The organism is Streptosporangium minutum, assembly GCF_002149035.1.
GTDB lineage: Bacteria > Actinomycetota > Actinomycetes > Streptosporangiales > Streptosporangiaceae > Streptosporangium > Streptosporangium minutum.
On the sequence record NZ_NGFP01000138.1, the window covers coordinates 1 to 24,451 of the forward strand.

Consider the following 24,451-nt stretch of genomic DNA (forward strand, 5'->3'; position numbering starts at 1 on the left):
GCCCTCCACGCCCTCCACGAAGCGGGCCGCCTCCCCGACGCCCACCGTGACCGCGTCCTCGATGGACGCTCCGCCGCCCAGCGCGAGCGCCGCGGCCCCGGCGAACCGGTCACCGGCACCGCAGGCGTCCAGACCCATCGCGCACACCGGTGGCGGCACCCGGACGAACCGCCCGTCCCGCCGGGCGAGCACGGCCCCCCGCGCGCCCACCGTGACGGCCACCGCCTTCGCGTGCAGGGTGCGGACGAGGTGGCGGGCGGCCTGGTCGGGCGATATGCGCGGCTGCGCGCTCAGCACCCGGGCCTCGGACTCGCTCGGCGTGAGCAGCGTGCATCCGGGCACCGGCACCAGGCCGCGCGGGTGCGGGTCCCAGACCAGCGGTCTGGACAGGCCCGGCAGCGCGCTCCTGACGGCCTCGACCGCCCCGAGGCCGTAGTCGGACACCAGGACGGCGGCGGCGCTGCGCAGGAGCGCGGTGATCCGGCGGGCGCGGGCGCCGTCCAGGTCCGCCTCCGCCCGTCCGTCGCCGGTGTCGATCCTCAGCAACGTCTGGCCCCGGGCGCGGACGCGGGTCTTGGTGATCGTGGTCCCCAGCAGCGGCAGCCGGACCACCTCCACCCGGCCGGCGAGCAGGCCCAGCAGGTGCCTGCCGGACAGGTCGTCGCCGACGGCGGTGACCAGGACCACCTCGGCGCCGTTCTCGGCCGCCAGGAGCGCCGCGAGACCGGCGCCGCCGGGGCGGCGATGTTCGTGACTGCCCACCACGACGGGCACGGGCGCGTCGGGGCAGAGGCGTTCCGCGTCCCCTTCGACGTCCACGTCGAGCAGCATGTCGCCGACGACGACGACCGGCCCGGCGGTCATCCCGCGGCCTCCTCGACCGCGTCGCAGAGCATGTGGATCACGGCGAGGTGCACCTCCTGCACGGTCGCGGCGTCCTCGGCGGGAACGGCCAGGACGTCGTCGCACAGCGCGGCGAGCGCGTTGGGCGCCGGGCCGGTCAGCGCCCAGGTCACGACGCCGGCCTCCCGCGCGGCGAGCGCCGCGGCCAGGACGTTCTCGCTGGCACCGCTGGTGGACAGGCACATCAGGATGTCACCGGACCTGCCGTGCGCCCGTACCTGGCGGGCGTACACCTCCTCCGCCCCGAAGTCGTTGGAGATCGCGGTGACGGTGGAGGTGTCGGCGTGCAGCGGGATCGCCGCGTAGGGGGGCCGGTCGACGCGGAAACGCCCGACCAGCTCGGCGGTCAGGTGCTGGGCCTCGGCGGCGGAGCCGCCGTTGCCGCAGACGAGCAGCCGGCCGCCGCCGGACAGCACGGCCGCGAGCTTGCGGCCCCACACGACGATCGTCGCGCTGTCGGCGTTCACGGCGGACAGGGCGGTGCTCAGGCGCGACAGATGGGGATGCACGTCAGCCTCCCGCCATGGCGATCCGGGCCCGGCGCCCGGCGAGCACGTCCAGGTAGACGGCTTCGACACGCGCGGCCACCTTCGGCCAGCCGTACCTCGACCGGGCGCGCCGCTCACCGGCCGTCGCGAGCGAGGCCCGCAGCTCCGGGTGGGCCAGCACGTCGTGCAGGGCTCGGGCCAGGGCGAGCGGACGGCGGGGAGGGACCAGCACCCCGCACCCCGCGACCGTGTCGAGGTGGCCGCCGACCGCGGAGGCGATCACGGGCACCCCGCAGGCCATCGCCTCCACCGGGACCATGCCGAACGGTTCGTACCACGGGACCGTCACCAGCACGTCGGCCGAGCGCATCAGCGCCGGGACGTCGGAGCGGCCGACGCTGCCGAGGAGGCGGACCCGGTCCGACAGGCCGTACTCGGCGGCCATGCGCGCCAGCCGTACCGCCTCGTCCTCCTCCGGCGTGCCTCCGGCGATGAGCAGCTCGGCGTCCGGCAGACGGCGCAGGGCCCGCACGACGGTGTCCACGCCCTTGCGGGGGACCATGCGGCCGATGGTGAGGACGCGCGGCCTCGGCCCGCGGGGGGCCATCGGCCCGTCCGGCTGGAAGAGGTCGAGGTCGACCCCGCACGGCACGACGGCGATCCGTTCCCGGGCGATCCCCATCCGCAGGAGCTCGGTCACCTCGTCACGGCAGGTGGCCACCACCGCGTGAACCCTCCGGCCGAGGCCGGCCTCGGCGGCGACCCTCCCGGGCGGGCTGGTGTCGGCCGCGCCCTGCCAGCGCCGCTTGACCGCGCCCAGGGCGTGGAACGTCTGCACGACGGGGATGCCCAGGTCCGGGGCGGCCGCCAGCGCGGCCAGGCCGCTCATCCAGAAGTGGGCGTGGACCACGTCGGGCGGCCTGGCGGCCCACTGCCTCGCGAGATGCGCGCCGAAGGCGGTCATGTGCGGCAGGAGCTCGTCCTTGGGAAGGGCGACGGGAGGGCCGGCGGAGACGTGCTCGACGGTCAGGCCCGGAGCGGCGGAGACTCTGTCCGGCTGGTCGGCGGCGGTGCGGCGGGTGTGGACGGTGACCTCGTGCCCCCGCTCGGCCAGTGCGGCTGCCAGGGCCGCGACGTGGACGTTCTGCCCACCCGCGTCGACGCCGCCGACTGCCGCGAGGGGACTCGCGTGCTCCGATATCAGGGCAATCCTCAACGAACGGCCTCCTTCGTGAACGCCAGGCGGTTGACGGCCTCGACGACGTCGGCGCTTGGCACGGACGACAGGCAGGGGTGACCGGCGATCGGGCACACCCTGGCGCGGCTGCCCCGGCAGCCGGCGTTCTGGTCGCCCAGCACCACGCTCGGCACGCCGTACGGCGCCCAGCGGGCGGCCGGAACCACGGGGGCGAAGAGGCTGACCACGGGCGTGCCGACCGCCGCCGCGAGATGGGCGGGGCCGGTGTTGGCCACGACCACCGCGCTCGCCCCGGCGAGCACCGCCGCCAGCTCGGCGAAAGTCGTCCTCCCGCCCAGGTCCGTGACGGATTCCCAGACGGACGCGCCTCCCTTCTCCTGCTCCGATACGGCCCCCCGCGGGAGTCGCGTCTCCTCCGCCGAGCCCAGGACGGGCGCCCTGCCCGCCCAGCCGTCCGGTACGGCGGGCCGGCCGGAGAGGCCGGCCCGCCTCGCGCCGGCCACCCGCGCGGTGAGCGCGCGCTCGCCCGGACCGCCGGTCACCACGACCCGCCAGCCCGCGCGGACGAGATCGTGGACCGCCCTCGTCCAGCTCTCCGCCGGCCACGCCCTGGCCTGGACGGAGACCCCGGGGTGCACGACCACGTAGCCGGGCGGCCCTGTCAGGTGCCCGACCTCGGGCAGCGGACGCCGTACGGCAAGCGCTCCCCCGTCTCCGGGCGGTAGCTCGAACCCCGCGGCCCCGGCCAGTCCGAGCATGCGCTCGGCCTCCGGGACGTCCAGCTCCTCGTCGACGACGTGGCGCACGTCGAGCAGCGAGCCGGGGTAGTCGGCGCAGATGGCGGCGGTCTTCGGCGTCCCGGCCAGTCTCAGCAGCAGGGCCAGCGGCAGCGGTGACTGGTGGAAGGAGGTGAGGATCAGCGCCAGCTCGGGTGCCACCCCCTGAACGATCCGCAGCAGCCGCAGGGCGTGCGGTCCGGTCATGGGCGGCGGGTTGGGGTCGATCCACGGCGTCCGCCACTCCACCACCCTGGACACGCCGGGCAGCAGTTCGGCGGCCGCACGGCCCTGCGGCCCCGCCAGCAGCACGACCTCCCTGGCCCCCGCGGCGACCGCGCGGATCGCGGGCCCGGCCAGCAGGACGTCACCCGCGTTGTCCGGCCGGGCGACGAGAACGGTGCCGATCATCTCCGGACCCGCAGTTCCCCGCCGAGGCGCCGCGCACAGGCCACCGGTGGAATGACCACGCTCGTGATCACCATCCGTCCGATCTCCTCTCTCGTGCGCGGTCCCGGAGCGATGCGGGCCCAGGCGAACTCGGCGGTGAGCGCCGCCCACGCCGCTGTCGCCACGGCCGCCGCCCTGCCCGGCCGCGCCGTCCACATCACGGCCGCGAGCACGCCGAGCCCGGCGGTCAGTGCGTGCCTGCGCAGCCGGCCGGGCGCGCCGCCGACGGCGGAGCGCCAGCCGGGACCGTGCACACGGCGCATGAGCGCGTCGTCGGCGTTGCCGCGCTGCAGGCGGACGCTGGCCCACGGGCCGTCGTCGCGGATGGGGTGCAGGGTCACACGCTCACCTCTGACCAGCCGGTATCCGGCTGCGAACATCCGCAGCGCGAGGTCGGCGTCCTCCCGGTAAGCCCGGGGGAAGCGCTCGTCGAAACCGCCCGTCCGCTCCAGCGCGGTGCGCCGGTAGGCCATGTCCGCGGTGATCCAACCGGCCTCCGCCAGGCCCGCGGTGTTCCGCTCCGCGTCGGTGAGCCTCCGGCCGGACGGCAGCGGCACCTCGATCCGCCCCTGGCTGCCGGCCACCTCGCCGGGCAACCCGGCCAGGTCTGCGCGTAACGCCTCCGCCCAGCCGGGCCGGGGCACCACGTCGTCGTCCAGGAAGGCGATCCACGGTGTCCGCGCGGCCCGCCACCCGGCGTTGCGCGCGGCGGCCGGGCCCCGCCCTCCCGAGCGGAGCACCCGGATCCGCCCGCTCGCCGGGCCCCCGTCGCGGAGAACCTCCGCGACCTCCGGGGCCGGTCCGCCGGAGGTTCTCGCCGGAGCGGCGGCCCCGGGGCGGTCGTCGACCACGATGACGTCCAGCGACGGGCCCAGCGCGGCGAGGGTGGCGCCGAGGCTGGGGCGGCCGATCGTGGGGATCACCACGGTGATCATGAGGCGTACCTGCGGATCAGGTAGGGGCCCAGGGCCAGCAGGTCCACCGGCGCCGAGCCGAAGCACTCCAGGGCGTCGCGGGGATCGTCGACCATGGGCCGCCCCGCCGTGTTCAAGCTGGTGTTGACCACCACCGGCAGCCCGGTGCGCGCCTCGAACCCCTCCAGCATCCGGGCGAGGAGCGGTTCGGCGTCCCGGTCCACGGTCTGGACCCTGGCGGTGCCGTCGACGTGCACGACGGCCGGGACGCGGTCGCGCCACGCGGGCCGTACGTCGTGCACGAAAAGCATGTAGGGGCTGGGGAGCGGCCCTCCTTCGAAGATCTCGTGCGCCCGCTCGGCGAGCACCATCGGGGCGATCGGGCGGAACTGCTCACGGCCCTTGACGGCGTTCAGCCGCTCGGTGTTGGCCGCCCGTCCGGGATGGGCGAGCAGCGAGCGCCGGCCGAGCGCGCGGGGGCCGTACTCGCTCCGGCCCTGGAACCAGGCCACGATGCGGTCGGCGGCGAGGCCCGCCGCGACCTCGGCGGCCATGTCGGCGGGCCGCTCGTACGGCACGCGCGCCGTCTCCAGCCACGCGGCCAGCTCCTCGTCGCTCCAGCTCCGGCCGAGATCGGCCCCCGGCATCGGCGCGGCCGGCTCGCCGAAGGACTGTGCCAGGTGCAGCGCCCCGCCGAGCGCGGTGCCCGCGTCACCCGCCGCGGGCTGCACCCAGAGCCTCTCGAAGGGGCCCTCGGCCAGCAGCCGCGTGTTGGCGACGCAGTTGAGCGCCACTCCCCCGGCCATGGTCAGGGACCGGTCGCCCGTACGCCCGTGCAGCCACCGGGCGAGGTCGAGCAGCACCTCCTCCAGCCGCGCCTGGACGCTCGCCGCGAGGTCGGCGTGTTCCTCGGTCCAGGACTCGCCCCTGCCCAGCGCCTTGGCGTAGCCGCCCCAGTCGACGGGCTCGACCCGGAAGCCGCCGTCGCCGGTCGGGTAGATCAGCTCGCGCAGCTCCCCCAGGTGGCGCGGCTCGCCGTAGGAGGCCAGGGCCATGACCTTGTACTCGTCGCTGGAGCGCAGGAACCCCAGGTGCTCGGTGACCTCCTCGTACATCAGCCCGAGCGAGTGCGGCAGCTCCTGCGCGGCCAGCACGGTCAGCTCCCCGTCCCGGTAGTGCCCGGCCAGGTGCGAGACCGCCTCCCCGCGCCCGTCGCAGACCAGCACCGCCGAGTCCCGGTACGGCGCGGCCAGGCCCGCCGAGGCCGCGTGCGCGACGTGATGGGGCACGTAGCGGACCCGGGCCGGGTCCAGACCGGGCAGGGCGGTGGACAGGAAGGCCGGGGCCCGGCGGGCGTAGGTGGTGCGCAGGTCCTCCCAGCCCTCGTCGAGGCCCCGCCCGCCCGGCCGCACCAGATCCGGGTCGTAGGAGTAGGCGACGGCGTCCAGGTCCTCGGGCCGCAGGCCCGCCTGTTCCAGGCACCACGCGGCGGCGCGCTCGGGCAGCTCCCAGGCGGAGAAGGGAACGGGGCGCTTGCCGTGCTTGCGGCGGCTGAACCGTTCCTCCTCCGCCGCCGCGACGATTTCCCCGTCGACCACGAGCGCCGCCGCCGGGTCATGGAAGATCGCGTTTATCCCGAGAAATCTCATGGATTCGCCTCCCGTGTGTAACTGGTTAACTACCTAACGGAGCGGTTCTCAAACGATGACGTGGGGAAAAGTCCTGGTAAGAGACCTGCATATCGTCAGATATCACTCTCTGTAGTTTTTCGGGGGCTGTCCCTCCCACCCGCCGAGCACCCGGCCCGTTGACGAGAGACACCCGGAGGCGCCCGTGCCGAGCCGCGACAATCCAGCCGCCGTCCTTTTCGACCGGGACGGCACGCTGATCGTGAACGTCCCCTACAACCGCGATCCCGGCCGGGTGGAACCCGTACCCGGAGCCCTCCGCGCGCTGGACCGGGTCCGCCGCGCGGGCGTGCCGGTCGGCGTGATCACCAACCAGTCCGGGGTCGCCAGGGGGCTCATCGGCGCCGAGGAGCTGCGCGAGGTGAACGCCCGGGTGGACGAGCTGCTGGGCCCGTTCGCGGTGTGGGCGGTGTGCCCGCACGGCGAGAGCGACGGATGCGGATGCCGCAAGCCGGCTCCCGGGCTCGTGCTGCGGGCGGCGGCGGCGCTCGGTGTGGACGCCCGCGACTGCGTGGTCATCGGGGACATCGGCCGGGATGTCGAGGCCGCTCGCGCGGCCGGGGCCCGGGGCATCCTCGTGCCCACCCCGCAGACGCTCCCGTGCGAGGTCGAGGCCGCCGAGGAGGTGGCGGACGACCTGGCCGCCGCCGTGGACAGGGTGATCGGGACCGCGGCGGACGGCGAGGCCCGAGCCGCGGCCGGAACGGCCCGGAGCGGGTCCCCGCGCGGAACGGCCCAGAACGAGCCCCCGGCCGGAGCGGCCCGGAGCGGGTCCCCGGGCGGAACGGCCCGGAAGGAGCCTCCGGGCGGAGCGGCCCGGAGCGGGAGCCGAGCCCGGCCGGACGCCGGAGCCCGCTCATGAGAATCCTGCTCTGGCACGTGCACGGGTCCTGGACGACGGCCTTCGTCCACGGCGCCCACGACTATCTCGTACCCCTCGTCCCCGGCCGGGGCCCCGACGGCCGCGGCCGGGCCCGGACCTACCCCTGGCCCGCCACCGTGCGCGAGGTCCCGTGGAACCGGCTCCGCGGCGAGGACGTCGACCTGGTCGTCCTGCAGCGCCCCCACGAGCTGGATCTCGTCCGGCGCTGGCTGGGCCGCCGCCCCGCCCGGGACGTGCCCGCCGTCTACGTCGAGCACAACGCCCCGGCCGGGAACGCCCCGGGCACCCGGCACCCGATGGCCGGACGCGGCGACATCCCGCTGATCCACGTGACCCACTTCAACGACCTGTTCTGGGACTCCGGCAGGGCGCCCACCCAGGTGGTCGAGCACGGCGTCGTCGACCCCGGCCACCGCTACACGGGCGAACTCCCCAGGGCCGGCGTCGTGGTCAACGAGCCGATCCGGCGCGAGCGGGTCGCCGGAACCGACCTGCTGCCGAGGTTCGGCYCCGCCGCCCCGCTCGACGTCTTCGGCATGAAGGTCACCGGCCTGCCGCACCGGCTCCGCTTCCCGTTCGGGACCTTCGAGGACCTGCCCCAGCGGGCGATGCACGCCGAACTCGCCCGGCGGCGCGTCTACCTGCACCCCTATCGGTGGACCTCGCTCGGGCTCTCCCTGATCGAGGCCATGCTGCTGGGCATGCCCGTCGTGGCGCTGGCCACCACGGAGGCCGTCGAGGCGGTGCCGCCGGAGGCGGGGGTGATCTCGACCCGCCTCGCCACCCTCACCGCCGCGCTGCGGACCTTCGTCGACGACCCGGCCCGGGCCCGGCAGGCGGGGAAGGCCGCACGCGCCGCCGCACTCTCGCGTTACGGCCTCGGACGCTTCCTGTCCGACTGGGATGGCGTGCTCGCCCAGAGCGCCGGAGGCTGACGCGCCTCCGGCGGGACACCGGAGGCCGGCGCACCAGCGGTCGTCCCACCGGCGCGGCCGGGCCCGCCACAGCCCGGCGGCCCGCCGGCCTCGTGCCCGACAATTGCGCCTCGGCTGTCAGTTCCAGATGGATCTGGCCATCGTTAACGCCTCTGACCTGCTGTCGGCCAGTTCTCACTGAACGGATCGGAGGGCGAGTTGTTCATCCGACGCCGTCCGCATCCACATAGGCCGCATCGAACCTGCTGGCCGCATCCAGCGAATCCGCACTCACTTAGTCATCGTGGCCACATTTCTGCGGACCGGCTGCCTGCTTGACCAGATCTCCTCGGAATCGGCCACATCAACGATGACCTGAAAGCTCGCCCAAGCCATGCGCCGAGACGTCACCGTGGACGGGCACCGAAGAAATGAGTAACGTGAGCCCGTGTCTCGAACCTCTCTTCTGGCCGCTGCCCTCACGTTGTCGGTCTGCCTTGCGAATGCCTCAGCGGCAAGCGCATCTTCATCGTCGCCGACCCAGGCGTCGATGGGTGCTGCTCACGCATTGATGTCAGCCAAACCGGGCCTGCTACAGAGGCCGCAAACCTTGATCACGCCCAAGCAGGCGGCCATCAACAAGGTCAAAGCCCTGCTGACAACATTCTTTACCGATCAGCAGCTGTCCAAAATCCTGGACGCAATGGCGGAAGACATATACGCCAAGAAACCTTTTAAAGAATCCTTCGACACCCTCATCGCCTCGGGCATTCTCACCCAAAGTCAAATGGCGATCCTAGCGAAGGTGGGGAGCGGCTCGCAGAACGATTCCGGGGCGACCTCCGAGGTTCCGCTGACAAAGGCCCGCGCAGTCCTTCTCCGCAGGTTTGAACCATATTACAATAATATGAGCAAGACGATTCTCGCAATGAGAAGTAATCGGAAGGCGAAAGCGGACTGCTTCAATCAGGTTTACGTGATGGTGAATAAATATCTCACCAAAGCCAATGTCACACCGGTTCTGACCGAGATCAAAAGCAGTCTGACGTCGAAAGAGTGGCAGTCCATGAGAACTCATGGCTCGGCACTATTTCTTTGGAGCAGGTACGGGTTGTAGGGCCGCCTAGTCTGCGCTGGCCGAAGTGTCGATCGTCCAGGCGCGCCGGAGGAGTCGGCGAGGCGGTTCGGTGCTCCACGGAGCGGCCGAGCCGCTCAAGCGACCTCGTCGCTGATCTACACCTACGGCATTCCTGGACCCGTATACCCCCATCCACCGCGCCAAAGCGCTCCGCGGGCCGTCAACGCCGGCTACAGGATGGCTGCCATGCCGGTTCGTGAGAGCGGGTGTTCATCGCGATGTCACAATGCGCCCAGGGAGTCAAGGCGGTTGACGGGAGTGCCGGAATCAATGGCGGGATATACCGCAGTGCTACGGCTCCTGGCAGGCGGTCTACAGCCTGTTTCACCGCTGGCAACGGCCGGCGTCCGGCAGCAGATCCTCACCCGGCTGCAGGCGTCGGCCGATGCTACCGGCCGGATCGCGTGACAGATCGGAGTGGGTTCCACGATCTGCCGGGCGCATCAGCATGCGGCGGGCGCCCGCCGCGACGGCGAGCAGCAGGCCGAACCACCCGGCGGAGTACGGCCCGAGCCCGCTGACCACGCGCTGGGACGGCTCTCAGGGGGGCTGGTCGACCGAGCTGCGTCTGGTGTGCGAGCGGGGTCAGCGGATGCCGGCGCCGGTGCCCACCGCCGGGCAGCGCGGGGGCGCACCGCAGTTTCTCGCGGTGTTAGCCGCCACCACAGTGCCCCGGTCAGGCCCGGGCAGGCCGCGCACCCGGCCCGAGGTCGTCCGCGCCGACAAGGCTTACTCCTCCCGCGCGATCCGCACCCATCTCCGCCCGCGCAGCATCCCGCCCACCTCATCATCGGGGATCGCCGGGTCGGCCGGCACCGGCAGGATCACGTCCATCACCACCTGCCGGTCCTCGCCCTTCTTGGCCCGCTCCACCAGCGCCTCGTCCGTCTTCGGCTTCGCCCGCGACTCACGAGCCGACACCGCCTGATCGAACAGGGCCACCACCTCGTCGAGCTGGTCGACCGCGGACTGGCCACCTACTTGGCCAGATCTCCTCGGAATCGGCCACATCGACGATGACCTGACATCGGCCAGGTGAATTCCGTGACGAGGGGGGAACAGGAGGTCAATGAAGACTCCGACCGTGCTGGTGGTTGTGGGAGCGCTGGCGATGGGGGCGGCCGGTTGCGCGTCCTCGGACAGGGTGCCCGCCGAGCAGGCGGTGACGCGGTTCTACACGGCGGTGCACGACCGCCATGGCGAACAGGCGTGCTCGCTGCTGACGCCGGAGGCGGCCGAGAGCCTGCGGACGGGGGGGCAGACGTGCGCCGAGACCATCCTCGACCTCGACCTGCCCGGCGGCCAGGTGCGCGACGCCGAGGTCTGGGGCGACGAGGCCCAGGTCCGGCTCACGCGGGACACCGTCTTCCTCCACAGGTTCCCGCAGGGCTGGCTGGTGCGCGGCGCCGGCTGCCGGCCCCGCGGCGACCTGCCGTACAGATGCGAAGTGGAGGCCTGAAATGCGCGTCATGTTCGTCACGACCGCCGCCATCGTCGCGATCGGCCTGATCTACATCTTCGCCATCGGCCTGCTGCGCCTCTAGGGGAGACTCATGAAACGTTTCGTCAAGGAGAACTCCCTCAGCCTGTTCTTCCTCGTCGCCTTCCTGCTGGCGCTGGCCGGCCAGTCCTTCGCCGGCAACGCCGCCGCCAACGACCGGCTGCTCAGCGAGGGCGGAGCGCCGATCTCCTGGGGACAGTACGTCACCTCCTCCGACTTCGCCGTCGACGTCGCGGAGAACTGGCAGTCGGAGTACCTGCAGTTCCTGCTGTTCATCCTCGCCACGGTCTGGCTGGTGCAGCGGGGCTCACCGGAGTCGAAGAAGCCCGGCGATGAGGGTGGGGAGAGCGACGCCGAGCAGAAGACCGGACGGCACGCCACACCGGGCAGCCCCGCGTGGGCCAGGGCCACCGGGCTGCGGCAGACGCTGTACGGCAACTCCCTCGGCGTGCTGATGGGTGTGATCTTCGTGCTGTCGTGGCTGGGCCAGTCGGTGGCCGGCACGGCCAGCTACAACGAGCAGCAGCTCGCCCAGTTGCAGGATCCCGTGAGCTGGGGCGGCTACGTCACCTCGGGCGACTTCTGGGACCGTACCCTGCAGAACTGGCAGTCGGAGCTGCTCGCCGTGCTGTCGATGGTCGTCTTCTCCATCTACCTGCGCCAGCGTGGGTCACCGGAGTCCAAGCCCGTCGGCGCCCCGCACCGGCAGACCGACGTCGAGGGCTGACCGGGGGCGGCGGCGAGGCCGGGAGCCCCGCCGGGGACCGCCGGGGAGGCGGTCCGCAGGGGAGGCGGTCACCCTCCGTCGCCGCCCCCGTCCTCCGTGTCCCACGCCTCGGATCCGGCGGCGCCCTTGCGGTCGTCGGGGACATGCGGCGTGGGACCGCCGGGGTCCACGCCGGTGGGGGCGTCGGCGCCGCCGGCGTCCTCCCGGTCGTCCGGCACCTGGGCCGGAGGTTCGCCGGACGTGCTTTCCGGATCGGTCTCGGTCATGGGACTCCCCTGTCGTCGAAAGGCTCCCCGGAGCCGGGGAGACACGCAGGGGGTTCCCTGTCCACCGCGGGCCGTCTTATAGCCCATCCGGGCAAAGCTCTCCGAAAGAGCTCGGCTGCGGTGTCCCTCGGAGGCCGGCGGGCACCGGCCGGTTCAGCCGCCGGTCTGCGGGATGATCGGGCCCTCGCTCGCCTGGACCAGGACGAAGCCCTGGCCCTGGAAGGCGAGCTGCGCGGCCTCGCCGCTCCCCCGGCCGATGAGCGCCCCCGCCTTGAGAGTGCGGTTGACGCCCACGTGCAGCCCGGCGCTCCAGCACACCGCGGACTGGCTGTCGGCGAAGGTCGGCGCGTGGGAGGTGTCGAGCAGCACCGGCGCGCCGTGCGCGGTGACCGCCACCCAGCCGGTGCCCTGGATGGTGGTGTTGAACAGGCCGCCGGTGGCGATGCCCGCGCCCTGCAGCCGCTGGATGTCCCAGCCGAGCTGCGGGTCGAAGGCCAGCAGGTTGGTCCCGTTGACGGTGATCGCCTCGTTCTCCAGGTAGAACAGGTGCACGTCGTCGGCGTTGTTGGCCACGAAGAGCGCGCCCTGCCCGCGCACCCGCATCAGCGGTGCGCCCTCGCCGGTGACCATCTTCTTCAGGAACCGCCCGACCCCGCCGGATCCCTCGTAGTCGAAGTCCATCTGCCCCTGGAAGGCGACCATCGACCCCTGCCGCGCCAGCACCTCTCCGTTCAGCTGCACCCGCAGCATCTTGGGGTTCTGCAGAGCGAAATGGCCGGGGAACTGGCCCTGGTCCAGGTTCCCGAAGAACGAGCTACGCACGGGGAGATGCCTTTCAGCCTCGGAGGAGTCGCATGAGGAGTGACGAACGGAGCTGGACGGGAGTTCCCCCACGGCCACGGTGCCGGCGCGGGCGCTCGGCCGGGTACGTCCACATGAGAGCCGCCGCCGTTCGAGATCGACGGCTCCGCCCCGCCGTCGGTCCGGGTCGTCGCGTCGCCGGAGGCGCATCCGGACGGGATCTCCGCCGGATCCGCGATGCGGGCACGTCGGCATCGACGTCGATCTCACCGTCCCGCGCTCCGGAATGGCGACGCCCCTGACTTTCGGCAGTGGAGTCACCCCCTGCGGCTGGGTAGCGTCGACGGATGAGGAAGACGGTCGCTGACTGGATCAGCCGGTACCACGTGCTCACGGACGTCCTGCTGTGGTCGGCCCTGTGCCTGCCCGTGCTGTGGGCGGGGCTCACCTCCGCCGAGGACGCGTACGCCGGGTGGGAGACGGCGGCGGGGCTGGTCCTCGTGGGCGGGGCGGTGGCGCTCGGCCGGTCCGTCCCCCCGGCCTCGATGCTGCTCGCCCTGACGTTGTGGGAGGCCTCGGTCRTTTCGCGCGGGGAGACGACGTTGGGCATCGCCCCGTTCCTCCCGGCGGCGGTCGTCCTGAGCTACCTGGCGGGCGTACGGATGGCACGGAGCCGGCCCGGACTGCTCGGGCTGGCCGGCGCCACCGCCCTGACCGCGTTCCTCGTGCCCGTCCTGACCGGGGACCTCGGGGCCGGGTTCGTCGCGACCGTGGGGGTCGCCCTGTTCGGGGCCGTCCCCTGGCTGACGGGGCGGGGCCGGCACCAGCATCTGGAGCTGGCCCGCTCCGGCTGGGAGCGCGCCGAGCAGCTCGAGCGGGCGCAGCAGATCGTCGCCGACCAGGCCCGGCTGCGCGAGCGCGCCCGCATCGCCGGGGACATGCACGACCTGCTCGGGCACGAGCTGAGCCTGATCGCGCTGCGGATCGGCGGGCTCGAGGTCGCGCCGGGCCTCGACGCGCGCTACCGTGACGCGGCCGGCGAGGCCCGCAGGGCCGTCACCGTCGCCTCCGAACGCCTTCAGGAGATCATCGAGGTGCTGCGCGACGACTCGGTCCCCTCCTCGCCGGACCTGCCCGGCGAGAGCGTCGCGGAGCTGGTGAGACGTGCCAGGGCCTCCGGCGTCCCGGTCGAGGCGCACGGGCTGCGGGAGGGGGACGAGCGGGAGGGGGGACGGCTCGCGCCGATGGTGGAACGCGCCGTCCACCGCGTGGTGCAGGAGGCGCTGACCAACGCGGTCAAGCACGCCGCCGGGGCCCCGGTGACGGTCAGGCTCGACCGTCTGGCGGACGAGACGGTGGTGACCGTGACCAACGGCGCCCCACCCGCGCATCCGGCATCCGGCATCCGGCAACACTGGAGGCCGCGGGCGGGAGGGCCTGCCCGCGGGGAGAGACCGCGGACGGGAAGGCTCGGYGCCGTATGAGGAGCATCGGGGGGAGGGCCTGCCTGCAAGGAGAGACCATGGACGGGAAGGCTCGGCGCCGTATGAGGAGCACCCGCGGGAGGGCATGACCGCGAGAGGAGAGCACCGGCGGGAGGGCATGATCGCGGGCGGGGGTTACGGGCTGATCGGCCTGGCCGAGCGGGTCCGCCTGTGCGGCGGGACCCTCCGGGCCGAACGGCGCGGCGACGGCTTCGAGCTGGCCGTACGGCTGCCGCACGTGCCGGGCCCGGCCGGGGGGACTCGGACCCCGTCGCCGTCCACGGCCCGTCTGGGGGAGGCGCGGCGGCGGGTGCGCCGCGCTCGCACCCTGGCGATCGGCGCGGCCCTGGCGACCTGTGCGGGGGCGGCGGTGGCCGTGAGCGGCTTCATGGCCTACGACACCGTCACCTCCGCCCTGCCGGCCGCTGATTTCGACCGGCTGCGGGTGGGGCAGGATCGGGCCGAGGTCGAGGCGGTGCTGCCCGCGCGGCCCCGGGCCGACGCCGCGGGCAGGCCGGGCCCGCCGGTGCCCGCCGGGGCCGAGTGCCTCCACTACGGAAAGCACCGCAACCCGTTCGCCGAGCGGCGCGGCGACCTCTACCGGCTGTGCTTCCGGGACGGCCGGCTGGTGGGCAAGGACTTCCTGCCCGCGGCCTGGCCCCCGCCGGCGGTCGCACGGCAGGAGGCGGCGCGTTGATCCGGGTGGTGCTGGCCGACGACGAGAGCGTGGTCCGCGCGGGGGTGCGGATGATCCTGGCGGCCGATCCCGGCATCGAGGTGGTCGCCGAGGCCGGCGACGGGCGGACGCTGGTCGAGCTGGTCCGCGGGCACCGGCCGGACGTCGCCCTGGTCGACATCCGCATGCCGGACCTCGACGGGCTCGCCGCGACCGCCGAGATCCGCCGGGCGGTGCCCGGGACGGCGGTGCTGATCATGACGACCTTCGGCAGGGACTCCTACATCGCGCGGGCGCTCGCCGACGGCGCCGCGGGGTTCCTGCTCAAGACCGGGGACCCGCGCGAGTTCCTGCTGGCGGTGCGGGCGGCGGCCGAGGGCGGCGCCTACCTGTCGCCCAAGGTGGCCGCGCGAGTGATCGGCGAGCTGGCCGGCGACCGTCTGGCCCGCGGGACCGCCGCCCGCGAGCGGATCGACGTGCTCACCCGGCGCGAGCGTGAGGTCCTGGGGCTGGTCGGCGCGGGCCTGTCCAACGCGGAGATCGCCCGGCGCCTGCATCTGGTCGAGGGCAGCGTGAAGACGTACGTCAGCACGATCCTGGGCCGGCTCGGCGTACGCAACCGCGTGCAGGCCGCCGTCCTCGCCCACGAGGCCGGGCTGGCCGATCTCGGCTAGCCCCTGCCGGCACGCCCGGTACGGCTCGCGGCCCCTGCCGCGGTGAGCGCCGGGCGGAGCGCCCCCCGGCTTCGCAGGCGCTCCACCGACGGGATGAGCAGGGGCGTCAGGGCCAGCATCAGCAGCGGGACCACGGCCGCGCCGAGCAGGCAGCCCGCGATGACGTCGTGCGGGTAGTGGACGCCGACGAAGACCCGGGAGAAGGCCCCCAGCGCCGCCGCGACCAGGACGTAGGGGGCGGTCCGCCGCCAGGCGATGACGAGACCGGCCGCCGCGGCGGCGGCGAGCGTCGCGTGGTTGCTGGGGAAGGACCAGTCCCCGTACGGGGGGCAGCCGGCGAGGGCGGAGACACCGCGCAGGACGCGGCACGGCCGGTCCTCCGCCACGAGGTTCTTGAACAGTTCGCTGATCACGTAGGCCACCACCGTCGCGGCGGGGGCGAGCAGGGCCAGCGTCATCGCCCGGGTGTCCTCGCGCCGGGCCCGCCACCAGGCACCGAGGAGAAGGGCGGCGAAGACCACCAGCACGGCCTCCGTTCCGATCTCGGCCAGTGCCTGGAACCAGGACGGGGTGCTCCGCGCGAACCCGGTGATGTCGCGGTACAACTCGGCGCTGATGTCGGGCACGCCGTCGATCCGATCGCTCACTTTTCCTCCGTGTCGTCCCTTCTGGGGCGCCTACGACTGTAGGAATCCGGAGGTCAGGCGGGAGTCACCGATCGTCAGCGACCGGCATTGACTTTCGTCAAGGTCACGGGGGCCGGGCTCAGGCCAGGCAGCGCAGGACCGCCCTGAGCCTGCGGTCGATCGGGTGGTCGTCCGGCAGCCTGCCGACCGTCGCCTCGACGAACACGGAGACGGGCAGCTGCGCGCTCACGTCGGCCGCGTGCACCCAGACCCGTTCGGCGGTCAGCTCGACCTGCGCCTCCGAGCCCTGCTCCCCCAGCACGAAGCTCGCCACCTCGGCCCGCCACCGGGCCCGCCCGTCGACCTCGTCGTCCGCGACGGGAGCTCCCACGTCGTCGGCGTGCGTGGCGTACTCCGAGTCGTAGTGGAAGGTCTGCAGGCCCACCGGGTACGGCCCCGCCATGGTCGGCAGTTCCGCGTCACGGCCGAGCGCGCGCATGCGCTCGCGCGTCTCGCCGTTCGCGCGCCGCCACTCCTGGAGCACCTCCTCGACGGGCATGCCGCGGCCCCGCCGTACGCACCAGTCGTTGAAGCCGTCGAAGCCGCCGGTGACGCCCTCGCGTTCGAGCATCGCGGCGAACCCCCGGATGTCGCCGTCCAGGCAGGCGTGGTTGTAGAGCTCCTCGCCGGCCAGGTGCCCCAGGACGTCGCGCACGGACCAGCCCGCGCACCGTGAGGGGCGCTCCCAGCCCTCGTCGTCGAGCCGGGAGAAGTGGCGGTCCAGGCGGGCCGCCTCGGTGTCGAAGATGTCGAAGGGGTCGAGATCGGCCAGCCGATCCTTCGGTGCTGAGGTCATGCATCAGAGGTACCCAGAGATGCGGGGTCACGCGTCCGGGGCCCGGATCCGCTGAACCGGCTCCCGGCCCGAGCCCCGCTTTCATCAGATTTCAAGTGAAGGGCAAGCGGCAACCGCGAAGGTTGGCCGGTGAGGAAGACACCGATGAACCCGGCCGGGAACGACGTCCACCCGCGGCCCGGGGAGCAGGCCGGCGGGGAGCCGGAGCAGGGGCAGATCACCGGGCTGACCCGGCTCCTCGAACTGCAGAGGGAGGCGGGCGACCGTGAGGCCGCGCTCGCCACGGCGCGGCAGGTGCTGGAGCGGGCCCGCCGGCTGCCCGCGCACCGTCTCACCGTCGCCACGGCCCTGCGGGAGCTCCGGGAGGAGCTGATCACGGGCGAGCTGTGGGACGAGGCGCGGGAAGTGGCCGTCGAGACCGTCCAGGCGTACGCCGCGCTCAGCGCGGAGGATCCGGACCAGCGTTTCTGGCATGCCCTGGCCCTGGACGAGCTGGCCGGGATCGACCTGAAGCTGGGCGAGCCCGCCGGCGCGCTGAAGGCCGTCCTGACGTCGACCGGGATGTACCGGGCGCTCGCGGGCGAGGACCCCGCCTACTACCGCCCGGAGCTGCTGCGCTCCCTGCACAACCTCAGGCACGTCCACCGTGAGCTCGGCCGGCTCGGGGACGCCGCCGGCGCGATGCGCCAGGCCGTCGACCTCTGCCGCGCGACCCGCGACGACGACCCCGGCTGGACCCCGAAGCTGGCCCGCGCACTCGACTGCCTCGGCAGGGACCTTGAGGAGAGCGGGCAGACCGAGGCCTCGGTCGCCGCGATGAAGGAGTCCGTGGCGCTCTACGGGGACTGCCCAGACAGTGAGGAGGTCCGGGCCGACATCCACGAGCGGCTGGGGATCGCCCTCAACGCGATGGACCGGAGCGCGGAGGCGGTCGAGGCCGCCGCCGCGTCCGCCGCGCTGCTGCGGGGGATCGGCGACCCGGGGCGGCTGGCGACCGCCCTGCACAACCTCGGCATCTGCCTCCAGAACGCCGGCCGGACCGCGGAGGCCGTGGAGGCGGTGCGCGAGGCGGCCGAGATCCTTCAGCGGCTCTACGACGCGGATCCCGGCTGGGCGGCCGGCCTGGCCGGCGCCCTGGGCTACCTGGGTCTCCTGCGGGAGACGTGCGAGCAGTTCGAGCGCGCCGTCACCTCGGGTGAGCGCGCCGTGAGCCTGCTGGAGCGCCTGCACGCCTCCGGGGACGGGGACCACGGCCATGAGCTCGCCCAGACGCTGCACCACCTGGGCCGCTACCACGAGCGGCTGGAACGGCCGGAGCGGGCGTTCGCGTGCCTGGAGCGGGCTCTGGCGCTGTACGGGGAGCTGGCCCAGCGCGCCCCGGACCGTTTCCGCTCCGGCCTGGCCGGCGCGTGGGTCGCGCAGAGCGTCTACCTGGCCCTGCTGGACCGCCCCGAGGAGGCCGTGGCCGCCGCGCAGCTCGCGGTCGACCTGTACGGCGCGACCGCCCCGGCCGGGACGGAGCACCGGGCGGGGATGGCGGACGCCCTGTCCCACCTGGGTGACCGGGCGGCGAACGCCGGGCACCCGGAGCGCGCCGTCCGGGCGAAGGGCCGGGCCGTGGAACTCTACGAGGATCTCGCCGCGCTCGACCCGGACCGGTACCTGGGCAGGCTGGCGGACGAGCTCGACAGCCTCGCCGTACGGCACTGCGACCAGGAGGACCACGAGAGGGCGCTGCCCCTGCTCGAACGGGCGGCCGCCATCTGGGAGGATCTCGGCCGTGACGGCAAGCTCGCGGTGACGCTGCGCAGGCAGCTCCTCGTTCTGAGCTGCCTGCACCGTGACACCGAGGCGATGACCGACAGGCTGCTGGAGGTGGCGGACGACCCGGTCGACGCCTTCACCACGCTCGGCGAGCAGCTCATCGGCGTCCAGCACCGGGAGGCGGCCCTGGAGCACCTGATCCGGGCCGCCACGCTGTGGGAGATCGTCGCGATGGGGCAGCCGGACGCCCCGCCGGCCCCCTACGCCCGCGCGCTCAGCCTCATGGCCACCTGCCTGGACGACCTGCTCCGTCTCGACGAGGCCGTCGCGGCCCAGCGGAAGGCGGTGGAGATCCTCACCGCCGTCGTCGGGGAGGAGCCCGAGCACCTGCCCCTTCTCTCCTGGGCGCTCGGCGAGCTGGCCGACTACCTGCGCCAGACGGGCCGCTCCGACGAGGCGCTCGGCCACCGCCGCCGGGCCGTCGAGATCGACAGTGGGCTCGCCGCGCGGGACCCGGCCCTCCACCGCCGCTCCCTCGCCGGCTCGCTGACCGACCTCGGCCACCTCCTGGCGGATCTCGGCGACCAGGCGGAAGCGGAGGGGGTGCTGGCCCGGGCCCGCCTGCTCACCGCCACGCTGCCGGAGGCCGAGCAGGCTCCCTGAGCTCGCCGCGGTCGTGTCCGGCGCGGAGCGCGGCACCGCGCGGCGCTAGTCGTCGGAATCGCGGCCGCGCGGCGGGGAGGTGAGGGCGGGTCCGGGGTCGCGCAGGAACCCGGAGTCGCGCAGGAAGACAAGGAGCGGCCCCTCGGAGGCGAGCCTGCCCTTCCGCCGGGCCTCGGCCAGGTCGCGGCCGAGCTCGCGCAGCTCGTCACGGGCGTCCCCGCCCTCGCCCTCCTGGATCTTCCCGGCGATTTTGGCGATCTTCCCGCGGAGCTTGCGGGCCAGCTTGCGGTCGATGCCCCCCTGGCGTTCCTGCTCGGTGACGGCACGGCTGAAGGCCGACAGGCGTGCCCGCCATCCCTGTGACGCCGCGGTCCGGCTGGGGGCCGGCGACGGGGCCGCGGACACGCGTTGCGAGGCGGTCCGCGACGGCGACGGCGACGCGGACGGCGGCCCGGACCGCGTCGCGGCCGGTGCCGCGGACGTGATCGCGGCGGCGGCCGATCCCGCCGGGGCCGACGGGGCCGACGTCCACAGGGCCCCGGCCACGAGGACGGCGAGCACGCCCAGCCCCGCCCCGACGTGCCACCCTCGCAGGCGGCCCGGCACGGTCCCCGCGCTCCGGGCGGCCTCCCCGGTGCGCGACCGCGCCGTCCACGCCTCCGCCGTCCAGACCTCCGTGCTCGGGGCCCGCCCGGCCTGAGCCTCCGCCGTCCAGACCTCCGTGCTCCGGGCCCGCCCGGCCTGAGCCTCCGCCGTCCGGGTTTCCATGCTCCCGGCCTCCGCCGTCCCGGCCCGTACGGCCTGAGCCTCCGCCATCCGGGCCTCCGCGTTCCGGGCTTCCGCCGGCCAGACCTCCGTGCTCCGGGCCTCCGCCGGGCGGATCCGCGCGGGCGGGCCCGGTTCCGGCTCCGGAGGAGGGGGCGCCGCGCCGTCACGGGCGCGGGACGCCACCTGGCGGGCGACCTCGGCCAGCACCCGGCGGACGACCTCACCGCTGGGGGGACGCGCGGCGGGGTCCTTCTCCAGCAGGGCCAGCACCAGCCGCTCCAGCTCCGCCGGGACGTCCGGGCGGTAGCGGCGGGGCGGATCCGGAAGGCTCCGCACGTGCTGGGAAATCAAGTCCGCCGCCGGTCCGACGAACGGCGGGCGCCCGCACAGCAGCTCGTAGCAGACGCAGCCGAGCGCGTACAGGTCGGAGGCCGCGTCCCCCGCCTCGCCGAGAATCTGCTCGGGCGACAGGTAGGCGGCCGTGCCGATGACGTCTCCCCCGGAGGTCAGCCGCGTCGCGGCCTCGGTCGCGACGCGGGCCGTACCGAAGTCGACCACCTTGAGCGCGCCGTCCCCGCTCCGGTGCAGGTTGGCGGGCTTGACGTCGCGGTGCACGACCCCGGCCCGATGCGCGGCGTCCAGCCCGACCGCGGCCTGCCCCGCCAGGCGGCACATCGCGAAAATGCCCGGCGGGCCGTCCTCGGCCAGCTCGGTGGCGAGGTCGCGGCCGGTCAGCAGCTCCATCACCAGGAACGGCCGGCCCTTGTGCTCGCCCACGTCGAACACCGTCACCACGTTGGGGTGGACGACCCGCGCGGCGGTCCGCGCCTCCCGGGCGAACCGCTCCCGCATGGAGACGTCGGTCACCTGCGGCGACAGGATCTTGACCGCCACCGGCCAGCCCGGCCGCAGGTCATGACCGCGCCACACCTCGCCCGTCCCGCCCCGGCCGATCAGCTCCTCCAGCCGATACCGGCCGGCCAGCACGGCCTGCGCCCGTTCCCAACCGCCCACGATCCCCGCCATCGATTCCGAGCCCGGCAATTGGGACCCCACCTTACGGGGGCCCGGCCGTGGAGGCGTCCGCGCGGGCGCGACGCTAGGGATTCGCTCCGGCCGCACCCGCGCGGGCGGATGGATCGGGGACGCCGTGCAGGATCACCTCCGCCGTCACGTCGTCCGGCTGGTTCTCCGCGGCGATCTCCGCCTCGGCCTGCAGCCGGTAGCGCTCCGTCTCGCGCCGCGTCGCGTCGTCGTCCCAGCCGAGGACCGGGGCGATGAGGGCGGCCACCTCGGGCGCGGCGGCGAGGCCGCGGTCCTTCTCCTCCATGAAGATGTGCGTACGGCGGGTCAGCACGTCCTCCAGGTGGAGGGCCTGCTCGTGCGACGCCGCGTAGACGGCCTCGGCCTTCAGGTAACCCGGGGCCCCGTCGAGCACCCGCCCCAGCGCGGGGTCGGCGGTGATCATGCCCAGCAGGTCCTCGACCCCCGACCCGTAGCGGTGCAGGAGCCGTTCCACGGTGGGGACGCTCAGCCCGAAACGGTCGGCCAGACGGTGCCGGCCGTTCCACAGCGCCTCGTATCCGGCCGCGCCCAGGAGGGGCACCCGCTGGGTGACCGACCCGGCCACGTCGGCGCCGAGCTCCCGCACCGCCATGTCGACGGCGTCCTCGGCCATCACCCGGTAGGTGGTGTACTTGCCGCCGGCGACGATCACCAGGCCAGGGACGGGATTGGCGACCAGGTGCTCGCGCGAGAGCTTCGCGGTGTTCGCCTCGTTGCCGGCGAGCAGGGGGCGGAGCCCGGCGTACACGCCTTCGATGTCGTCACGGGTCAGCGGCCGGCGCAGCACCGCGTTGACGTGGTCGAGCAGGTAGTCGATGTCGGCTCGGCTCGCCACGGGACGGTCCTTGTCGAGGCTCCACTGCGTGTCCGTGGTCCCGATGATCCAGTACTGCCCCCACGGGATCACGAAGAGCACGCTCTTCTCGGTCCGGAGGATCATGGCGGTGCGGAGATCGATCCGGTCGCGCGGCACGACGATGTGGACGCCCTTCGACGGCTTCATGGTCCGGGTCTCCCCGGCGCCGGCCATCGCGAGGGTCTCGTCGGTCCAGACGCCGGTGGCGCTGATCACCTGGCCCGCGCGGACGGTGATCTCCCTGCCGGTCTCCAGGTCCAGCACCCGCGCCCCCGTGACACGGCCGCCTTCGCGGAGCAGGCCGGTCGCGCGTGCCCTGTTCACGACGGCGGCGCCGTACCGCGCGGCCGTCCGGGCGATCGTCAGCGTCATGCGCGCGTCGTCGGTCTGCGCGTCGAAGTACTGGAGGGCGCCGATGAGGGCGTCGGGGCGGAGCGCGGGAGCCTCCTCCAGGGCACGGCGGCGGCTCAGATGCCGGTGGCGCGGGACGACCGACCTCAGGCCCCCCAGGAGGTCGTAAAGGGTCATGCCGACGCCGATGTAGAACCGTTCCCAGATCCGGTGCCTGAGCGGGAAGAGGAACGGGACGGGCCGGACAAGGTGGGGCGCCAGGCGGGTCAGCAGCAGGTGACGCTCCTTGAGCGCCTCCCGCACGAGCCGGAAGTCCAGCTGCTCCAGGTAGCGCAGACCGCCGTGGATCAGCTTGCTGGACCGGCTGGAACTGCCGGCCGCCCAGTCGCGGGCCTCGATCAACGCGACCGTCAGGCCCCGCGACACCGCGTCGAGCGCGGCCCCCGCGCCGACCACCCCGCCGCCGATGACCAGCACGTCGTATTCGTTGTCGCTCATCTCCCGCAACGCCGTCGCCCGGTTTTGCGGTCCCAATGCTGCAGATCTCACGGTAGGGCTTCCTCTCCTTCTGGGGTGAGCGTGGTCTCCCGAGAAGGCGGGGCCCGGCCGCGCCGCCGGACGAGGTCGCGGGCCGACGGCCGGTCAGCCAACGTCGACCCAGTTGAGCGTGCGTTCCACGGCCTTCTTCCAGCCGGCGTACCCCCGCGTGCGCTCTTCGTCCGTCCAGTGGGGCTGCCAGCGCTCGGCCTCGTTCCAGTTCTGCTTGAGCCCGTCGGTCGACTCCCAGAAGCCGAGCGCCAGACCGGCCGCGTAGGCGGCGCCCAGTGCCGTGGTCTCGGCCACGACCGGCTTGGAGACGGGGACGCCGAGGATGTCGGCCTGGATCTGCATGCACAGGTCGTTGGCCGTGACGCCGCCGTCGACGCGGAGCACGTCGAGGACGACGCCGGAGTCGCTGTACATGGCCTCGACGACGTCGCGGGTCTGGTAGCAGATCGCCTCCAGGGTCGCCCGGGCGATGTGGGCGTTGGTGTTGAAGCGCGACAGGCCGACGATCGCGCCCCGGGCGTCGGAGCGCCAGTAGGGGGCGAACAGGCCGGAGAAGGCGGGCACGAAGTACACCCCGCCGTTGTCGTCGACCTGCCGGGCCAGCGCCTCGCTCTCGGCGGCCCCGGAGATGATGCCGAGCTGGTCGCGCAGCCACTGCACGGCCGAGCCGGTCACCGCGATCGACCCTTCGAGCGCGTAGACCGGCCGGTCGGCGCCGAACTGGTAGCAGACGGTGGTGAGCAGGCCGTTCTTCGAGCGCACCAGCTCGTGGCCGGTGTTGAGGAGCAGGAAGTTGCCGGTGCCGTAGGTGTTCTTGGCCTCGCCGACCTCGAAGCACACCTGTCCCACGGTCGCCGCCTGCTGGTCGCCCAGGTCGCCCGAGAGCGGCACCTCCCCCTTCAGCGGCCCGTAGCGCCGGGTGACGCCGTAGAGGTCCGGGTTGGACGACGGCCGGATGGCGGGGAGCATCCGGTACGGGATGCCGAAGAACGACAGCAGCTCGTCGTCCCACTCCAGCGTCTCCAGGTCCATCAGCATGGTCCGGCTGGCGTTGGTCGGATCGGTGACGTGCACGCCGCCGTCGGTCCCGCCGGTGAAGTTCCACAGCAACCAGGTGTCGGTGTTGCCGAAGATCGCATCCCCCGCCTCGGCGGCCTTGCGCACCCCGTCGACGTTCTCCAGGATCCACTGGATCTTGCCGGCCGAGAAGTAGGTCGCCGGGGGCAGGCCCGCCTTGCGGCGGATCACATCACCCCGGCCGTCGCGATCCAGCGCGGCGGCGATGCGGTCGGTACGGGTGTCCTGCCAGACGATGGCGTTGTAGTAGGGCCGGCCGGTGATCCGGTTCCACACCACCGTGGTCTCGCGCTGGTTGGTGATGCCCAGCGCGGCGAGGTCGGCGGCGGTCAGGTTGGCCCGGGTCAGGGTCGTCTCGATCACCGCCCTGGTCCGCTCCCAGATCTCCAGGGGGT

General features: G+C 73.5%; 23 protein-coding genes. 9 read left to right on the forward strand and 14 right to left on the reverse strand.

From position 1 onward, the window contains the following. The 6 genes from CA984_RS26475 to CA984_RS26500 form a co-directional block, all read right to left on the reverse strand. Positions 1-864 (reverse strand): bifunctional heptose 7-phosphate kinase/heptose 1-phosphate adenyltransferase (locus tag CA984_RS26475; protein WP_242676181.1); only part of this gene is annotated, 864 nt, incomplete at its 3' end. Beyond that, positions 861-1,412 (reverse strand): D-sedoheptulose-7-phosphate isomerase, encoded by a 552-nt coding sequence (locus tag CA984_RS26480; RefSeq protein WP_086576253.1) that lies wholly within the window; start codon positions 1,410-1,412, stop codon positions 861-863. The genes CA984_RS26475 and CA984_RS26480, both read right to left, overlap by 4 nt. A 1-nt stretch (position 1,413) precedes the next feature. Continuing rightward, a complete protein-coding gene (locus CA984_RS26485) occupies positions 1,414-2,607 on the reverse strand; it encodes a glycosyltransferase (RefSeq protein ID WP_086576254.1) in 1,194 nt (397 codons plus the stop codon). Next, complete coding sequence (locus CA984_RS26490; RefSeq protein WP_086576255.1) at positions 2,604-3,776, reverse strand: glycosyltransferase family 9 protein; 1,173 nt, start codon at positions 3,774-3,776, stop codon at positions 2,604-2,606. Before CA984_RS26490 ends, CA984_RS26485 begins: the two co-directional genes overlap by 4 nt. Next, entirely contained in the window at positions 3,773-4,750 is a 978-nt protein-coding gene (locus tag CA984_RS26495) for a glycosyltransferase family 2 protein (protein ID WP_086576256.1), read from the reverse strand. Before CA984_RS26495 ends, CA984_RS26490 begins: the two co-directional genes overlap by 4 nt. Continuing rightward, positions 4,747-6,378: a carbamoyltransferase family protein gene (locus tag CA984_RS26500; RefSeq protein WP_086576257.1), complete on the reverse strand. Its 1,632-nt coding sequence runs from the start codon at positions 6,376-6,378 to the stop codon at positions 4,747-4,749. Before CA984_RS26500 ends, CA984_RS26495 begins: the two co-directional genes overlap by 4 nt. A 184-nt stretch (positions 6,379-6,562) precedes the next feature. Here CA984_RS26500 and CA984_RS26505 point away from each other — a divergent pair, with 184 nt between their 5' ends. From CA984_RS26505 to CA984_RS45585, 3 genes are all read left to right on the forward strand, one after another. Then, entirely contained in the window at positions 6,563-7,279 is a 717-nt protein-coding gene (locus CA984_RS26505) for a D-glycero-alpha-D-manno-heptose-1,7-bisphosphate 7-phosphatase (protein WP_086576258.1), read from the forward strand. Continuing rightward, positions 7,276-8,235: a glycosyltransferase gene (locus tag CA984_RS26510; RefSeq protein WP_086576259.1), complete on the forward strand. Its 960-nt coding sequence runs from the start codon at positions 7,276-7,278 to the stop codon at positions 8,233-8,235. Before CA984_RS26505 ends, CA984_RS26510 begins: the two co-directional genes overlap by 4 nt. 427 nt (positions 8,236-8,662) lie before the next feature. Then, entirely contained in the window at positions 8,663-9,331 is a 669-nt protein-coding gene (locus tag CA984_RS45585) for a hypothetical protein (RefSeq protein ID WP_133061779.1), read from the forward strand. A 750-nt stretch (positions 9,332-10,081) separates the two neighbouring features. Here the strand turns inward: CA984_RS45585 and CA984_RS26525 are convergent. After that, entirely contained in the window at positions 10,082-10,363 is a 282-nt protein-coding gene (locus CA984_RS26525) for a hypothetical protein (RefSeq protein ID WP_133061780.1), read from the reverse strand. Between the two features lie 58 nt (positions 10,364-10,421). Between CA984_RS26525 and CA984_RS26530 the strand changes: the two genes are divergently transcribed. Both CA984_RS26530 and CA984_RS26535 read left to right on the forward strand, forming a co-directional pair. Then, positions 10,422-10,811: a hypothetical protein gene (locus CA984_RS26530; RefSeq protein WP_086576262.1), complete on the forward strand. Its 390-nt coding sequence runs from the start codon at positions 10,422-10,424 to the stop codon at positions 10,809-10,811. A gap of 94 nt (positions 10,812-10,905) precedes the next feature. Beyond that, the gene (locus CA984_RS26535) at positions 10,906-11,580 is read left to right on the forward strand and encodes a DUF6766 family protein (RefSeq protein ID WP_086576263.1); all 675 of its coding nucleotides are present in this window, start codon (positions 10,906-10,908) and stop codon (positions 11,578-11,580) included. A 68-nt stretch (positions 11,581-11,648) separates the two neighbouring features. Here CA984_RS26535 and CA984_RS26540 read toward each other — a convergent pair whose 3' ends face one another. Continuing rightward, the gene (locus tag CA984_RS26540; RefSeq protein ID WP_031170762.1) at positions 11,649-11,846 is read right to left on the reverse strand and encodes a hypothetical protein; all 198 of its coding nucleotides are present in this window, start codon (positions 11,844-11,846) and stop codon (positions 11,649-11,651) included. A 153-nt stretch (positions 11,847-11,999) separates the two neighbouring features. Beyond that, complete coding sequence (locus CA984_RS26545) at positions 12,000-12,668, reverse strand: AIM24 family protein (RefSeq protein ID WP_086576264.1); 669 nt, start codon at positions 12,666-12,668, stop codon at positions 12,000-12,002. A 326-nt stretch (positions 12,669-12,994) separates the two neighbouring features. Between CA984_RS26545 and CA984_RS26550 the strand changes: the two genes are divergently transcribed. From CA984_RS26550 to CA984_RS26560, 3 genes are all read left to right on the forward strand, one after another. Then, the gene (locus tag CA984_RS26550; protein WP_086576265.1) at positions 12,995-14,131 is read left to right on the forward strand and encodes a sensor histidine kinase; all 1,137 of its coding nucleotides are present in this window, start codon (positions 12,995-12,997) and stop codon (positions 14,129-14,131) included. 85 nt (positions 14,132-14,216) lie between these two features. Then, positions 14,217-14,828 (forward strand): ATP-binding protein, encoded by a 612-nt coding sequence (locus CA984_RS26555; protein WP_086576266.1) that lies wholly within the window; start codon positions 14,217-14,219, stop codon positions 14,826-14,828. Then, entirely contained in the window at positions 14,825-15,481 is a 657-nt protein-coding gene (locus tag CA984_RS26560) for a response regulator transcription factor (protein ID WP_086576267.1), read from the forward strand. The genes CA984_RS26555 and CA984_RS26560 overlap by 4 nt, the downstream gene beginning before the upstream one ends. On the opposite strand, the gene CA984_RS26565 is transcribed toward CA984_RS26560, so the two are convergent. Beyond that, entirely contained in the window at positions 15,478-16,128 is a 651-nt protein-coding gene (locus CA984_RS26565; RefSeq protein WP_086576268.1) for a phosphatase PAP2 family protein, read from the reverse strand. The genes CA984_RS26560 and CA984_RS26565 overlap by 4 nt on opposite strands. A 118-nt stretch (positions 16,129-16,246) precedes the next feature. Beyond that, positions 16,247-16,963, reverse strand: coding sequence for a maleylpyruvate isomerase family mycothiol-dependent enzyme (locus CA984_RS26570; protein ID WP_086576269.1), 717 nt, complete (start codon positions 16,961-16,963; stop codon positions 16,247-16,249). A gap of 129 nt (positions 16,964-17,092) precedes the next feature. On the opposite strand from CA984_RS26570, the gene CA984_RS48835 reads away from it, so the two are divergent. Next, a complete protein-coding gene (locus CA984_RS48835) occupies positions 17,093-19,390 on the forward strand; it encodes a tetratricopeptide repeat protein (RefSeq protein ID WP_133061781.1) in 2,298 nt (765 codons plus the stop codon). Between the two features lie 45 nt (positions 19,391-19,435). Here CA984_RS48835 and CA984_RS26580 read toward each other — a convergent pair whose 3' ends face one another. The 3 genes from CA984_RS26580 to glpK form a co-directional block, all read right to left on the reverse strand. After that, on the reverse strand, positions 19,436-21,202 hold the full coding sequence (locus tag CA984_RS26580) for a serine/threonine-protein kinase (protein WP_133061782.1): 1,767 nt from the start codon (positions 21,200-21,202) through the stop codon (positions 19,436-19,438). Positions 21,203-21,257: 55 nt separating this feature from the next. Next, on the reverse strand, positions 21,258-22,928 hold the full coding sequence (locus CA984_RS26585) for a glycerol-3-phosphate dehydrogenase/oxidase (RefSeq protein ID WP_242676182.1): 1,671 nt from the start codon (positions 22,926-22,928) through the stop codon (positions 21,258-21,260). 144 nt (positions 22,929-23,072) lie between these two features. Continuing rightward, positions 23,073-24,451, reverse strand: a 1,379-nt coding sequence (gene glpK / locus CA984_RS26590) for a glycerol kinase GlpK (RefSeq protein WP_086576273.1), incomplete at its 5' end; no start/stop codon positions are given.